Source organism: Amycolatopsis bullii, from assembly GCF_014654205.1.
Taxonomy (GTDB): Bacteria; Actinomycetota; Actinomycetes; order Mycobacteriales; family Pseudonocardiaceae; genus Amycolatopsis; species Amycolatopsis plumensis.
The window spans coordinates 1-15,674 of record NZ_BNAW01000058.1; the positions used below are offsets into that span (position 1 = coordinate 1).

Annotated in this window: 4 protein-coding genes; 2 read left to right on the forward strand and 2 right to left on the reverse strand. The window is 75.2% G+C overall.

All coding sequences use genetic code 11. The features are described from left to right. Both IE317_RS38555 and IE317_RS38560 read right to left on the reverse strand, forming a co-directional pair. Positions 1 to 1,405, reverse strand: a 1,405-nt coding sequence (locus IE317_RS38555) for an AfsR/SARP family transcriptional regulator (protein WP_191316316.1), incomplete at its 3' end; no start/stop codon positions are given. 16 nt (positions 1,406 to 1,421) lie between these two features. Next, positions 1,422 to 2,651, reverse strand: a complete 1,230-nt coding sequence (locus tag IE317_RS38560) for a pyridoxal-dependent decarboxylase, exosortase A system-associated (protein WP_191316317.1) — start codon at positions 2,649 to 2,651, stop codon at positions 1,422 to 1,424. Positions 2,652 to 3,134: 483 nt separating this feature from the next. Here IE317_RS38560 and IE317_RS38565 point away from each other — a divergent pair, with 483 nt between their 5' ends. Both IE317_RS38565 and IE317_RS38570 read left to right on the forward strand, forming a co-directional pair. Then, a complete protein-coding gene (locus IE317_RS38565; protein ID WP_191316318.1) occupies positions 3,135 to 11,150 on the forward strand; it encodes an SDR family NAD(P)-dependent oxidoreductase in 8,016 nt (2,671 codons plus the stop codon). Between the two features lie 28 nt (positions 11,151 to 11,178). Continuing rightward, a complete protein-coding gene (locus IE317_RS38570; protein WP_191316319.1) occupies positions 11,179 to 15,669 on the forward strand; it encodes a type I polyketide synthase in 4,491 nt (1,496 codons plus the stop codon). The last annotated feature ends 5 nt before the right edge of the window (positions 15,670 to 15,674 follow it).

Genomic DNA, 15,674 nt, shown 5'->3' on the forward strand with positions numbered 1-15,674 from the left:
GCAGGCCACCGCACAGCTCGACCAGCTCCACCGCGTCCGACAGCTCCGCGGTCACACGGTCCTCGCCGACGAGCGCGGACAGCAGCTCGACGCCCTCCGCCCCGTCCAGGACGTCGAGCTCGGCCACCGCCACCCCCGGCAGCGACGGCACGCGGGCGTGGGTGGTGACGAGCAGCCGGCAGCCCCGGGCATCCGCGACGAAGGGCGTGACGCGCGCCAGGCTCGCCGCGTCCTCCAGCACGGTCAGCACCCGGCGCCCGGCGAGCACGCTGCGGTACAGCGCCGCACGGCCGTCCAGATCCTCGGGGATCTCTCCCGCGGGCACGCCGAGTGCGTGCAGGAACCGCGCCAGGACCTCGGCGGCGTCCTCGTCGGCGAGCCGCGCGTAGAGCACGCCGTCGGGGAACGCCGGCGCGGCACGGTGCGCGGCCTCCGCCGCCACGGCGGACTTGCCCGCCCCGCCGCGTCCGGTGAGAACGGTGACCACGGCAGCGCCGGGCCCGTCGTCGGTGAGGCCGCGCCGCAGTCCCGCCAGCAGGCGCTCGCGTCCGGTGAAGTACGGCAGGCGCGCGGGCAGCATCCGCGGGACCGCGCGGCCGCTCGCGGGCGCCTCGCTCGAACCGGCGAGGATGTCCTGGTGCAGCTCGCGCAGCGCGGCGCCGGGCTCCAGGCCCAGTTCGTCGACGAAGCGGCGGCGCACGGCCCGGTAGGCGGCGAGCGCCTCGACCCGGCGGCCGCACCGGTGCAGCGCGGTCATCAGCTGCAGCACGAACCGCTCGCGCAGCGGGTACTCCTCGGTCAGCACCGAGATCTCGCCGACGACCTCCCGGTGCAGGCCCAGCTCGAGCTCGGCGTCGAGGCAGTCTTCGAGCACCTCCACCCGGCGCTGCGCGATGCGGACCTGGTGGGCGCGCACGACACCGCTGTCGATCCCGGTGAGCGGTTCCCCGCGCCACAGCGCCAGCGCCTCGCGGAACGCCGCGCGAGCCTCCTCCGGCCGCCGCGCCGCCCGCCCCCGCGCCACCAGCGTCTCGAACTCGTGCAGGTCCAGTTCCCCGGGTGCGAGGTCGAGGCAGTAGCCGCTGCCGCGCGCGGAGATCCGATCGCCCAGCCCGGCTTTGGCCAGCGCCCGGCGCAGCGCCGACACGCAGGTCTGAACCTGTGCCCGGGCCGTCGCGGGCGGCTCGGCGCCCCACAGCGCGTCGAGCAGCACTTCCAGGGGCACCACGCGGTTGCCGTTGAGCAGCAGCAGGGCGAGCACCACCTGCTGGCGGCGCGCGGTGACGGCCACCGGCTCGCGGCCGCGGACCTGGAGCAGGCCGAGGACGCGGAACCCGGGTTCGGGCACCTGGTCGGGGACGGCGTGGAGCACGGGGGTTCCGGGTGTCGGCACGGTGGTCTGCACGGTGTTCCCTCCGGGGTCAGACGAGGACTTCGGGCGGCGCCGGGTGCCCGAGGAAGGCGGTGGGACTGGCGGTCAGGCCGTAGGCGCCGGCCTGGAAGATCGCGATCAGGTCGCCGATCGCCGCGCCGGGCAGGGAAACCCGGTCGCCGAGGAGGTCGAGCGGGGTGCACAGGCAGCCGACCACCGTCACCGTCTCTTCGGGACCGCGAGGGGCGGACGCGAGTTCCAGGGGGTAGTTGCGGCGGATGGCCTGGCCGAAGTTGCCGGACGCGGCCAGCTGGTGGTGGAGGCCGCCGTCGACGACGAGGAACGTGGTGCCGCGCGAGACCTTCCGGTCGACCACGCGGGTGAGGTAGACCCCGGCCTCCCCCACCAGGTAGCGGCCGAGCTCGATCACCACGCGTGCCTCGGGCAGCGCGGGCCGCAGCGAGACGTCGAGGAGCTTCGCCAGGTTCTCGCCGACCTCGTCGAGGTCCAGGGCCGTGTCGCGGGCGGTGTAGGGGATGCCGAAGCCGCCGCCGAGGTTCACCGACCGCACCGGGCCGGGCGCCGCCTCGGCGAGCTGCAGCACCAGGTCGACCGTCGCGCGCTGGGCTTCGCACAGGCTTTCCGCGCGCAGGTTCTGGGAGCCGGCGAAGACGTGGAAGCCCTGGAAGTCCAGGCCCGCGGCGCCGACCTCGGTCAGCACCGCGGGGACGCGCTCGGCGTCGATGCCGAACTGCTGCGGGCCGCCGCCCAGCCGCATGCCGGACCCGCGCACCGCGAAGTCCGGGTTTACCCGCAGCGCCACGCGCGGGGTGAGGCCGAGGCGGTCGCCTGCCTCCCGGACGCGGGTGAGCTCGGTGGTGGATTCCAGTTCGACGGTGACGCCGGCGGCGACCGCGCGGGCCAGCTCGGCGGCGGTCTTGCCGGGCCCGGCGAAGCTGATCCGTTCGGGCGGGACGGTCGTGTCGAGCGCCTGCCGCAGTTCCCCGGCGGAGGCGACGTCGAGGCCGTCGACGAGGCCGCTGAGGTGGTGCAGCAGGGCGGGCATCGGGTTGGCCTTGACCGCGTAGCTCAGCTCGACGTCGCCGGGCAGCGCGGCCCGCACCCGCTCGACGCGCGAGGTGACGAGCGAGCGGTCGTAGGCGAAGAAGGGGGTGGTGCCGACCCGCGCTGCGAGCCGGTCCACGGGCACGCCGCCCACGGTGAGCACACCGCCGGCACGGCCGAACGGCGCCGCCGCGGCTTCCGTCGTGTTCGCCATCGCTTTCCTTTTCTTCGAGCACGGGGAAATGGCTATCGGAAAAGCACCACCGGCAGTTCCCGGCGGCACGGGGACCACTGAAGCAACTACCCACCCACCCGGACATGGGTAGTCCTCACCCAGATTCGGTACCCACCTGGGGAAGGGGGCACCCAGGTGTACCTGCTGTGTCCGCGCGGTCACTCCGGTGACACATCCACATCGGACTGGACGGTCATTTCCGCAGGTCAGGGCGATTGACCACACCGTTCGGCGCAGTCACCCGCCGGCGCTGCTCCAGCCGGGTGGCGCGCCGCGGTGGCAGCTTCCTGCCGTCGCCTGCCTGCCACCGCCGGCGCCGGGAACACCCCTTGACGAACGGGGTGCGCAGCCCGCACGATCGGAATCCACCGGCGCCACCCGGAAATTCCCGGGAACCGGTGCCATTCGGTCAGCACCACCGTTTTTCCCGATTTCCGCGCCCCTTCCGACGATGGGTGAACTATGTCTTCCCTGCCTGCTCCCGGTGAGCCGATCGCGGTGGTCGGCATGTCCTGCCGGCTGCCCGGCGCCGCCGGTCCGGCGCGCCTGCGCCGGTTGCTGGCCGAGGGCCGCGAGGCCGTCGGCGAGGTCCCGCCGGGCCGGTGGCCGGACGGCGACGGCACGGGGCGCGGCGGCTTCGTGTCCGATGTGGACGGATTCGACGCGGCCTTCTTCGGCGTCTCCCCGCGCGAGGCCGCGGCGATGGACCCGCAGCAGCGGCTGGTGCTGGAGCTGGCCTGGGAGGCCTGCGAGGACGCCCGGATCGCGCCCGGCACCCTGCGCGGCAGCGGCACCGCCGTCGTGGTCGGCGCGATCAACGGCGACTACGCGCTGCTGCACGACCGCCTCGGCGCCGGGCCGCACACGCTCACCGGCACCCACCGCAGCCTCATCGCCAACCGCGTCTCCTACGTGCTCGGCCTGCGCGGTCCGAGCCTGACCGTCGACTCGGGACAGTCGTCCTCGCTGGTCGCGGTGCACCTGGCGGCCGAGCAGCTGCGCCGCGGGACCGCGGCCGTCGCGCTCGCCGGCGGGGTGAACCTCAACCTCCTGGCCGCGGGCACCGAGACCGTGGATCGCTTCGGCGCGCTGTCCCCGCAGGGCCGCTGCCACACCTTCGACAGCCGCGCCGACGGGTACGTCCGCGGCGAGGGCGGTGGCCTGGTCGTCCTCAAGCCGCTGAGCGCCGCGCTCGCGGACGGCGACCGCGTCCACGCCGTGCTGCTGGGCGGCGCGGTGAACAACGACGGCGGCGGCGCGGGTCTCACCGTCCCGCGGGCGGAGGCCCAGACCGAGGTGATCCGGCTGGCCTGCGCCGACGCCGGAGTCGCGCCGTCCGACGTCCAGTACGTCGAGCTGCACGGCACCGGTACGCCGGTCGGCGACCCGATCGAGGCGGAAGCACTGGGCGCCGCGTTCGCCGGCGAGCGCCCGGAGCCGCTGCCGGTCGGTTCGGTGAAGACCGTGGTCGGCCACCTCGAAGGCGCCGCCGGCGTCGCCGGGCTGCTCAAGGTGCTGGTGTGCCTGTCCGAGCGCCGCCTGAGCCCGAGCCTGAACTTCGCGACGCCGAACCCGGCCATCCCGTTCGAGTCGCTGAACCTCGAACTCGTGCGGGAGGCCCGGGACTGGCCGCGGCCGCAGGACCGGCTCGTCGCCGGCGTCAGCTCGTTCGGCGTCGGCGGCACCAACTGCCACCTCGTCCTGGCCGAAGCCCCGGCTTGCGCGCCGCCCGAAGACGTCGCCGCCGAGGACGTCCCGCTGGTGCTCTCGGCCCGGTCGGCCGCCGCCCTGCCCGCCCAGGCCCGGGCGCTCGCCGGCCACCTGGCCGAGCACCCGGACCTCGCCCACGGCGATGTCGCCCGGTCGCTGCTGCGCACCCGTGAGCTCTTCGAGCACCGCGCGGTCGTGTTCGACGACCTCGCGTCGCTGGCCGCCGGCACGCCGTCGGAGAACGTCGTGACCGGGCGGACCGTCGACGGCACCGACGTGCTCGTGTTCCCCGGACAGGGTTCGCAGTGGCCGGCCATGGCCCGCGCGCTGCTGCGCGACTCGTCCGTGTTCGCCCGCCGGCTGGCGGAATGCTCGGCCGCGCTGGCGGAGTTCGTGGACTACGACCTGTTCGGCGGCCTGCGCGCGGGGACCGCCGACCTCGACCGCGTCGACGTCGTGCAGCCCGCGCTGTGGGCGGTGATGGTGTCGCTGGCCGAGGTCTGGCGCGACGCGGGTCTCACGCCGTCGGTCGTCGTCGGGCACTCCCAGGGCGAGATCGCCGCCGCCACCGCGATCGGCGCGCTGTCCCTCTCCGACGGCGCCCGCGTGGTCGCCTTGCGCAGCCGGGCGATCGCCGGGATGTCGCGCGGCGGCGGGATGATGTCGGTCGGCGCGCCCGAGGACACCGTCGTTCCGCTGCTGCCGGCCGGGGTGTCGGTGGCCGCGGTGAACGGCACCCGGTCGGTGGTGCTGTCCGGGCCGTCCGACGCGCTGGCGGCGTTGCACACCACGCTCACCGGCGACGGCCATCGCGCGAAGATCCTGCCGGTCGGCTACGCGTCGCACTCGGCGGCGGTCGACCCGCTGCGGGCGGAGATCCTGCGGCTGCTGGCCCCGGTGCGGCCGGTGTCCACTTCGGTCACTTTCGTTTCGGCGCTCACCGGGGAGCCGTTCGACACCGCGGGCCTTGACGCCGAGTACTGGTTCGAAAGCCTGCGCCGCCCGGTGCGGTTCGCTTCGGCGACGGCCGGGGCCCTCGCGGCCGGGGGCGCGCGGTTCGTCGAGTGCAGCCCGCACCCGGTGCTGCTGGGCAGCATCGAGGAGACCGCCGAAGCCGAGGACCGCGCGGTGGCCGTCGTCGGGACGCTGCGGCGTGACGACGGTGGCGGCGATCGTCTGCGGCACAGCCTGGCCGAGGCGTTCGCCGCCGGAGCCGGCGTGCGGTGGGAGGTGCCCGGCTCGCGCCTGGTGGACCTGCCGACGTATGCGTTCCGGCGGACCCGCTACTGGCTCGGCGAAGAGGTGGCGGCCGCCCCGGTGGCCGTCGATCCCGCGCAGGTCGCCGACCTGGTCCTCGCCACGGCCGCGGCCGTCCTGGGCCACGCCGACGCCGACGGCATCGATCCCGCGGCGACGTTCAAGGACCTCGGCTTCGACTCGGTGAGCGTGGTGGAGCTGCGCACCCGGCTGCAGGCCGCCACCGGGCGCAAGCTGCCGACCACGCTGCTGTTCGACTTCCCCTCCCCGGCCCACCTGATCACGCACCTGCGGGCGCAGCCGGACGACGTCGCTCCTCCGGAGGAAGTGGAGCCGCGGCAGGACGACCCGATCGCGATCGTCGCCATGGGCTGCCGCTTCCCCGGCGGCATCACCACCCCGGCCGAGCTGTGGGACCTGGTGGCCGCCGGCGGCGAGGCCGTCACGGAGCTGCCCGCGAACCGCGGCTGGGACCTCGACACGCTCCTCGGCGACGCCGGGCCCGGCTCGTGCGCCACCCGTTTCGGGGGCTTCCTCCACGACGCCGACCGGTTCGACCCGGCGTTCTTCGGCCTGAGCCCGCGCGAAGCCCTGGCCATGGACCCGCAGCAGCGGGTGCTGCTGGAGATCAGCCACGAAGCGATCGAGCGCGCCGGGCTCGACTCGCTCGAGGGGACCGACACCGGCGTGTTCGTCGGCGCGATGGCCATGGACTACGGCCCGCGCCTGCACGAACCGACCGGGCTGGTCGACGGCCACCGCCTCACCGGCACCTCCCCGAGCGTGGCGTCGGGCCGGATCGCGTACACGTACGGGCTGCGCGGGCCCGCGTTGACGGTGGACACGGCGTGCTCGTCGTCGCTGGTCGCGATCCAGCTGGCCGCCGACGCGCTGCACCGCGGCGATTGCTCGCTGGCCCTCGCGGGCGGCGTCACCGTGATGGCGGCCCCGGGCAACCTGGTGGACTTCACGCGTCAGAACGGCCTTTCCGCCGACGGCCGCGCGAAGGCGTTCTCCGCGGACGCCGACGGCACGGCGTTCGCGGAGGGCGCGGGCATGCTCGTGCTGGAGCGCCTGTCGGACGCCCGCCGCCACGGCCACCCGGTGCTCGCGCTCCTGCGCGGCGGCGCGACCGGCTCCGACGGTGCCAGCAACGGCCTCACGGCACCCAACGGCCAGGCGCAGCAGCAGGTGATCCGCCGGGCACTGGCCGCCGCCGGACTGTCCACAGCGGACGTGGACGTGGTCGAAGCCCACGGCACGGGAACGGCGCTGGGCGATCCGATCGAGGCGCACGCGCTGCTGGCCACCTACGGACAGGACCGCGAGACGCCGCTGTGGCTGGGGTCCCTGAAGTCCAACATCGGCCACACCCAGGCGGCGGCCGGCGTGGCGGGGGTGATCAAGATGGTCGAGGCACTGCGCCACGACACGCTCCCGCGGACGTTGCACGCCGAGGTGCCGAGCCCGCACGTGGACTGGGCGAGCGGCCGGGTCGAGGTCCTGTCGGAGGCCCAGGCGTGGCCCGACCACGGCCGTCCGAGGCGGGCGGCGGTGTCGAGCTTCGGCATCAGCGGGACGAATGCGCACGTGGTGCTGGAGGCCGCACCGGCCGAAGAGCTCGCGCAGGCCGAGGGGTTGCGAGCTCAGGCACCCGCCACCCCGCCGGCGCCCGCCGGACCGCTGCCCGCCGAGGCCGGAACCGAAGCCGCGGGCTCCGCAGCGCCGGCCGGACCGCCGGCCGCCCAAGCCGGAATCGAAGCCGCCGCTCCCGCAGCGCCGGCGCCCGCCGAGCCGATCGTCTGGCCCCTGCAGGCCCACACCGACGCCGCCCTCCGCACCCACGCCACCCGGCTGCGGGCCTACGCCGAAACCGCCACCGACCACGACATCGCCGCCACCGGAGCGATCCTCGCCCGGCGCCGTCCCGGGGCCTGCCGCGCGGTCGTCGTCGCCGAAGACAGGGCAGAACTGGCAGCTGCCCTCCAATCCCTCGCCGAGGGTGCCCCGCACCCCGCGCTCGTCACCGGCACCGCCGGGGGCGACGCCAACCCCGTCTTCGTCTTCCCCGGCCAGGGCGCCCAGTGGCCGGGCATGGCCGCCGAACTTCTCGCCGCGGACGCCACCTTCGCGCGGCTGCTCACCGAGGCCGCCGAGGCACTGCGCCCGCACACCGGCTGGTCCGTTCTCGACGTGCTCACCGGCGCCGACGGCACGCCGGACCTGGAGGGGACCGAGGTCGTGCAGCCGGTGCTGTTCGCCGTCATGGTCGCCCTCGCCGGACTGTGGCAGGCTGCCGGGGTCGCTCCGGCCGCGGTGGTCGGCCACTCCCAGGGCGAGCTGGCCGCGGCCGTCGTGGCCGGGGCACTGCCGCTCGCCGATGCCGCCCGGATCATCGCCGTCCGGAGCCGGCTGCTCACCGCCGAGCTGGACGGGACGGGCGGCATCCTCGCCGTCGGCCTGCCCGTCGCGCAGGTGCGGGAGCGCCTGGCACCGTGGGCCGGGCGCCTGTGGCCGGCCGTGGACAACGGCCCGGCCGGCACCGTGGTCGGCGGCGAGCTGGCCGCGATCGAGGAGTTCGCGGCCGCCTGCGCGGACGTCCAGATCCGGCGCACGCCGGTGGCGTACGCGGCGCACACCCCGCACGTCGAAGCGGTCCGCGACGCCCTGCTCCAGGAGATCGGCGAACTCTCCCCCGCCGATACCGCGACCACGATCTGCTCCTCCTGCACCGGCGGCTTCGTCCCGGGCTCCGAGCTGACCGCGGACTACTGGTACCGCAACCTCGCCGAGCCGGTGCGGTTCGACGCCGCCGTCCGCGCCTTCGCCGGCTACCGGCGGCCGCTGTTCGTCGAGGTCAGCCCGCACCCCATCCTCGCGGGCGCGGTGCAGGAGATCCTGGCCGACGCGGCCGTCGACGGCACCGCCGTGGGCACCCTGCGCCGCGGGGAAGGCGGGCGCCGCCGGTTCCTGCTCGCCCTGGCCGCGGCGCACGTGCGGGGCGCGGGAGTCGACTGGCCGCGGCTGCTCGGCCCGGTCACCCGCCACCCGGACGTGCCGACCTCGGCGTTCGATCGACAGCGCTATTGGCTCACCGACGGCGAAAGCGGCCTGCTCGGCGCCCCCACCCCGGTCGCCGACGGCGACGGCCTGGTCGCCACCGGAAAGCTGTCCCTCACCTCGCTGCCCTGGTTGGCGGGGCACGCGGTCCGCGGCACGGTCCTGTTCCCGGGCACCGGGTTCGCCGAGCTGGCCCTCGAAGCGGCCGGCGGCGGGAGCGTCGAGGACCTGACGCTCGAAGCGCCGCTGGCGCTGCCCGCGTCGGGCGCGGTCGAAGTCCAGGTCGGTCTCGGCGGCGCGGACGACCACGGCCGCCGCCCGCTGACCGTCCACTCGCGACTCGGCGGCGGACCGTGGACGCGGCACGCGACCGGCACGGTGAGCCCGGCGCAGGCACCCGGCACTCCCCTGCCCGTCTGGCCTCCGCTCGGCGCGGAACCGGTCGACCTCGACGGCGCCTACGCACGGCTCGCCGACCGCGGCTACGGGTACGGTCCCGCGTTCCAGGGGCTCACCGCGTTGTGGCGTGACGGCGACGACCGGTACGTCGAGGTGGACCTCCCGGCCGACGGGGAGTTCACCGCCCACCCCGCGGTGCTCGACGCGGTGCTGCACGCGCTGGTGCTCGACGGCACCGAGCTGCTCCTCCCGTTCTCCTTCGGCGGCTTGCGGGTCACCTCGCCCCTGCCGGGCTCGGTGCGGGCCAGGCTGTCCGGCTCGGCGACCACCGGCGTCGAAGTCGCCCTCTACGACACCGCGGGCACCCCGCTCGGCGGCGTCGAGTCGCTGCTGCTGCGGCCCGCCGCCGAGGCGAAAGCCGCCGCGGAGCTGTACCGCGTCGAATGGACGCCGGCCGCGGTGGGCGGCGGTGCCGATCGCGAGTGGACGGTGATCGGCACCGAGCTGCCCGAAGTCGTGCCGCCGATCGTGCTCACCACCGCGCACGAGCTGCCCGCCGTCCTCGACCTGCTGCAGCGCTGGCTGCTCGACGAGCGCTGCGACGGCTCGAAGCTGGTGTTCCTGCAGGACCCGGGCTCGCCCGAAGGCGCGCCGGTGTGGGGCCTGGTGCGCTCGGCCATCGCCGAGCACCCCGGCCGCTTCGCTCTCGCCGGCGCCCGGCCCGGTGCGTCCCTCGCGGCCGCACTGGAGGCGGGCGAGCCGCAGTTCGCCGTCCGCGACGGCGCGGTGCTGGTGCCCCGGCTGGCGCGGTACGCCACCGATCCCTCCACAGTGGACTTCGGGAGTGGCACGGTCCTGGTCACCGGCGGCACGGGCGGGCTCGGCGCCCTGGTCGCCGAGCGGCTGGTGACCACGCACGGCGTCCGGGACCTGCTGCTGGTCTCGCGCCGCGGCGGCGACGTCCCGGCGCGGCTGGCCGGGCTGGACGCCCGCGTCCGCGTGGTGGCGGCCGACGTCGCCGACCGCAGTGCGCTGGAAGCGGTCCTGGTCGGCGAGACGCTCACCGGAGTGGTCCACGCGGCCGGGGTCCTCGACGACTCGACCGTCACCGGGCTCACGAAGGCACAGCTGGAGACCGTCCTGCGGCCCAAGCGTGACGCCGCCTGGCTGCTGCACGAGCTGACCGAAGGCCAGCCCCTCGCCGCGTTCGTGCTGTTCTCCTCGATCGCCGGGGTGCTCGGCAACCGCGGTCAGGCGAACTACGCCGCCGCCAACGCCGCCCTCGACGCGCTGGCGGAGTACCGGGCGGCCCGCGGGCTGCCGGGCGTGTCGATCGCGTGGGGCCTGTGGGACACGGCCACCGGCATGACCACCGGGATGACCGCCACGGACCGCTCGCGGCTGATCGGCGTCCGGCCGATCACCGAGGCGCAGGGACTCGCCGCGTTCGACGCCGCACTCGGCCTCTCCGGCACGGTGGTGGCGTCCACTTGGGACACCGCGGCCCTGCGGGCGGCCGACGACGTCCCCGCGGTGCTGCGGAGTCTCGTGCCGGTGCGCCGCGCCGTCGCGGCCGCGCCGGTCCCGGGCGGGTTGCCCGGGCAGCTCGCCGGGCTGGACCGCGAAACCGCGGCCGCGACGGTGACCGGCTTCGTCCGGACGGAGGTCGCCACGGCGCTGGGGCACCGGTCGCCGGCGTCGGTCGAGGTGGCGAAGCCGTTCAGCGAACTCGGGATCGACTCGCTGACGTCGGTGGAGCTGCGCAACCGCATCGGCGCCGGGACCGGGCTGCGGCTGCCCGCGTCGCTGCTGTTCAACCACCCGACCGTCGAGCTGCTGGCCGCGCACCTGCTCGGCGAGCTGCTCCCGCCGCCGCCGGACCCCGCGCAGCGGCTGCGCGACACGCTCGGCGAAGTCCTGGCCGACGCCGGCGCCGAGGACCGCGCCCGGCTGGCGGACGTGCTGCGGGAGGCCTTGGACGGGCTCGGCGCGGAGCCCGCGCTCGACCTCGCCTCGGACGACGAGCTCTTCGCCTTCATCGACAAGCTGTGACGTTTTGCGAACGGATAGGGGTTCGATCATGACCGGCGAAGACAAGCTTCGCGACTACCTGAAGCGGGCGACGGTCGAGCTCGCGGGCGCGCGCCGCCGGCTGGCCGAGTACGAGGCCCGCGAGAGCGAGCCGATCGCCGTGATCGGCATGTCCTGCCGGTTCCCGGGCGCTCCCGACGTCGAGGCGTACTGGAAGCTGCTGCGCGAAGGCCGGGCCGCCGAGGTCGGGCCCGTCCCCGGCGGCCGGTTCGACCACGCGCCGGACACCGGCCGCCGCGGCGCTTTCCTGTCCGAAGTGGACGGCTGGGACGCCGGCTTCTTCGGCTACGCCCCGCAGGAAGCACTGCGGCTGGACCCGCAGCAGCGGCTGCTGATGGAGCTGGCGTGGGAGGCGATGGACGACGCCGGCACTCCGGCGCCGCGCTTGCGGGGCAGCCGCACCGGCGTGCTGCTCGGGTTTTCCGACAGTTTCCAGTACGGTCAGGTGGAAGCCGAGCGCGAAGGCACCGGCGTCTACGCGGACCCGTACATGGGCCAGGGCAGCCTCGCCAGCGTCGTCGCCGGACGGCTGGCCTACCACTTCGACCTGCGCGGGCCGGCGTTCTCGCTGGACACGGCGTGCTCGTCGACGCTGGTCGCGGTGCACCTCGCGGCCCGCGCACTGCGGGCGGGCGAGTGCGACTACGCGCTGGCCGGCGGCGGGTTCCTGGCGCTGCACCCGTTCCTGTACGTGTACAGCAGCCGCAACGCGCTGCTGTCGCCGACCGACCGCTGCCACACGTTCGACACGAGTGCCGACGGCTACATGATGGGCGAGGGCGGCGGGATGGTGGTGCTGGCCCGGCTGTCCGACGCCCTGCGCGACGGCCACCGTATCCGCGCGGTGATCCGGGGTTCGGCGGTGAACCAGGACGGCCGCAGCAACGGCCTGACGGCCCCCAACCGCAGCGCGCAGGTCGACGTGATCCGCCGGGCGCTCGCGGACGCTTCGGCCGAACCGGGTGACGTCGACTTCCTGGAGGCGCACGGTTCGGGAACACCGCTGGGTGACGAGATCGAGCTGGGTGCGCTCGGCGACGTGTTCGGCGCGCGCCCCGGTTCCCGCCCGCTGACGGTCGGAGCGGTGAAGACGAACATCGGCCACACCCACACGGCGGCGGGGATCGCCGGGCTGATCAAGACGGTCCTGGTGCTGGAAAACGGTGAGGTGCCGCCGAACCTGCACATGGACGACCCGGCCGAGCAGGTGCTGGCGAGCGCGTCGGTCCGGCCCGCGACGGAACTGGCACCCCTGCCGGACCACGGCCGCCCGGCGGTGGCGGGGGTCAGTTCGTTCGGCTGGTCGGGAACGAACGCCCACCTGGTCCTGGAGGCCGCGCCGGCCACCGACCTGCCGCACCCGGTCGTGAGTGAAAAAGCGGGTTCCAACCCTCCTTCCCACTCACGACCAGGAGTGGTGCCGCCGGTCGCCGAGTTGATCCCCGTCTCGGCCGCGTCGGAAGCCGCGCTCCGCGCCCACCTCACCCGCCTCGGCCGGCTCGCCGCTGATGCCGCTCCAATCACGCGTGATGCCCTTCCAATCACGCGTGATGCCCCTCCGATCACGCGAGATGCCCCGGCGATCACGCGAGATGCCCCGAACGCGGGCCTCACACTCGCCGATCTTGCGCACACCCTTCGGGAGGGGCGGGCGCACCTCGAGCACCGGCGGGCCGTCGTGGCCACCGGCCTCGACGACGCCGCCCGGCAGCTGGCCGCCGCCGCGCAGGCTCCCGGCGTTCACCGCAAGCCGTGCGCTCCGAAGGTCGCCTTCCTGCTCCCCGGTGTCGGGGACCTCTACCGCGGCCTGGCCACGCAGCTCTACCGCGATGAGCCCGTCTTCGCCCACGCCGTCGACGAGTGCTGCGCCATCGCCGCCGAGCGGTGCGGGGTCGACCTCGAAGCCGCCTTCTTCGCGGAACCCCGAGCCATCGAGGCGTCCTTCTTCGCAGCCGCCCCGGAAGACGACCTCCTCGACCGCGCCGAGGTCGCGCACCCGCTCCTCTTCACCGTCGAGTACGCGCTCGCCCGGCTCCTCGCCCACCGGGGCGTCCGGCCGGACCTGCTCGTCGGCTACAGCCTCGGCGAGTACGTCGCCGCCTGCCTCGCCGGCGTCTTCACCCTCGCCGACGCCCTGCACGTCGTCACCGGGCGGGCCCGGCTGATCGGGCAGGCGCCGGCCGGGCGGATGCTCGCCGTCGCCGCTTCCGCGGACCAGGTCTCCGCGGCCGTCCGGGACACGGAGGTCGACGTCGCCGCGCTCAACGGCCCGCAGATGACCGTCCTCAGTGGAGCCCCCGAAGCCGTCGAAACCGCGGCCGGGCAACTCAAGGCGGCCGGGCTCGCGGCGCGGACCCTGCGCTCGGCCCACCCGTTCCACTCCACGCTGCTGGAACCCGCCCTCACCGAACTGGCCGAGCTGGTCGCCTCGGTGCCCAGGCAGGCACCCCGGATCCCCATCGTGTCGAACGCGACCGGCACCGTCCTCACCGACGCCGAAGCCATCGACCCGCAGTACTGGGCCGGCCACCTGTGCCACCCCGTCCGGTTCGCCGACGGCGTCCGGCACTGCGCGGGCGAGAACGTCGACGCCTACGTCGAGCTCGGCCCCGGCCAGACCCTCGGCGGCCTCGTCCGCCAGAACCTCACCGACGCCCGGCCCGCCGTGCTCGGCACCCTGCCCGCGCCCTGGCCCGTCGAGAACCGCCCGGCCGAAGGCACCGCGCTGCTGGACACCCTCGCCCGCCTGTGGGAACTCGGCGCGGACATCGACTTCACCGCGCTGCGCAACGGCGGCCGGACCGTGTCCCTGCCCGGTTACCCCTTCCAGCGCACGAAGTTCTGGCCGCAGGCGACCCGCACGCCGGCCGAACCCGCCGCGGAAACCGGCCGGCTCTACGCCCCGGTCTGGCGCCTCGACCCCACCCGGCCCACGGCCCCGCCCCACGGCTCGCTGATCACCACGAACGACGAACTCGCCACGCTGGCCACGCAGGCGGGGATGACCGTCGGCACCGACCCCGCGAACCTCCCCCAGCCCGTGCACGTCGTCCACGACGGCGGCTTCGACGACCTCCTGCGGACCGTCCAGGCCCTCGACGGCCACGACGTCCGCCTGCTCACCGTCACCACCGGCGCGGCCGAGATCACCGGCGGCGACCTCACCGACCCGGACGCCGCCCTGGTGCACGGCGTCGGCCGCGGTGTCCGGGCCGAGTACCCGGGCCTGCGGTGGCGCGGTGTCGACGTCGAACCCGGCACCCCGGCCGGGCACCTCCTGGCCGAACTGGCCCGGCCGTGGACCGACGACGCCGCCGCCGAACCGGTGCTCGCCGGCTGGCGCGGCGGCCGCCGCCGCGTCCAGGAGTACACCGAGCTCACCCTCGACGACGTCGCGCCGGACTGGGGCGGCACGCACGTGATCACCGGCGGCACCCGCGGCCTCGGCATGATCGTGGCCAAGCACCTCGTCCGCCACGGCGCCCGCAAGCTGGTGCTGATCAGCCGCACGGGCGAGGCCGACCGGAACGACCTCGCGGAACTCCAGGCCGACGTGCTGGTGCTCAAGGCCGACGCGGGTGTCCCGGAGCAACTGGCCGAAGCCCTGACCGAAGCCAAGGCCCGCTTCGGCGAGCTCGACTCCATCGTGCACGCCGCGGGCCTGCCCGGTGGCGGGCTCGCCCAGCGCCGCACCGCCGAGGACATGCACCGCACGCTCGCCCCGAAGGTGAACGCGGTCGGGCCGCTCCTCGACGCCCGGCCCCGGCGGCTGGTCCTGTTCTCTTCGATCGTCACCGTCGTCGGCGGTATCGGCGAAGCCGACTACTGCGCGGCCAACAGCGTCCTCGACGCCCACGGTGCCGCACTGTCCACGGCGGCCACCCAGGTGGTGACCGTCGCCTGGGGCCACTGGCAGCACGACGCCTGGGCCGACGCGGCGACCGGCGAAGCCCGCCTCGCCTACCGCCGCCGCTACGGCTTCACCGCCGAAGCCGGGTGCGCGCTCCTCGACAAGCTGGCCGGTCACGGCTTCCGCGGCACGGTCGTGGCCCTGCGCCAGGACCTGCCCACGGCCCGCCGCGAGCTGGCCGCGCTCAACGACCTCGGCGGGCTGCTCGAAGCCGCACCGGCCCCGAAGGCCCGCTATCCACGGCCGCCGCTGCGCACCGAGTACGCCGCCCCGCGCGGCGAGCTCGAGACCGACATCGCCGGTGTCTGGGGCGAGTTCCTCGGCATCGACGCCGTCGGCGTGCACGACCCGTTCTTCGACCTCGGCGGCAACTCGCTGGTCGGCATGGCCATGGTGGCGGCGCTGGAGAAGCGCCTCGCCCGCCGGATCGCGCCGGCTGTGCTTTTTGGCCACCCCACCGTGGCCGCGTTCGCCGCCGCACTGACCGACACCGACGCCCCCGCCCCGCGGGCGGCCACCACCGGATCCGCGCGGGGCCAGCGCCGCCGCCTGGCCGGCACCCGGAAATGAGGGAC

Bases quoted from the DNA above. Each gene is read 5' to 3' on its own strand.
- IE317_RS38560 (WP_191316317.1), bottom strand. From the start codon at position 2,651: ATGGCGAACACGACGGAAGCCGCGGCGGCGCCGTTCGGCCGTGCCGGC.
- IE317_RS38565 (WP_191316318.1), top strand. From the start codon at position 3,135: ATGTCTTCCCTGCCTGCTCCCGGTGAGCCGATCGCGGTGGTCGGCATG.
- IE317_RS38570 (WP_191316319.1), top strand. From the start codon at position 11,179: ATGACCGGCGAAGACAAGCTTCGCGACTACCTGAAGCGGGCGACGGTC.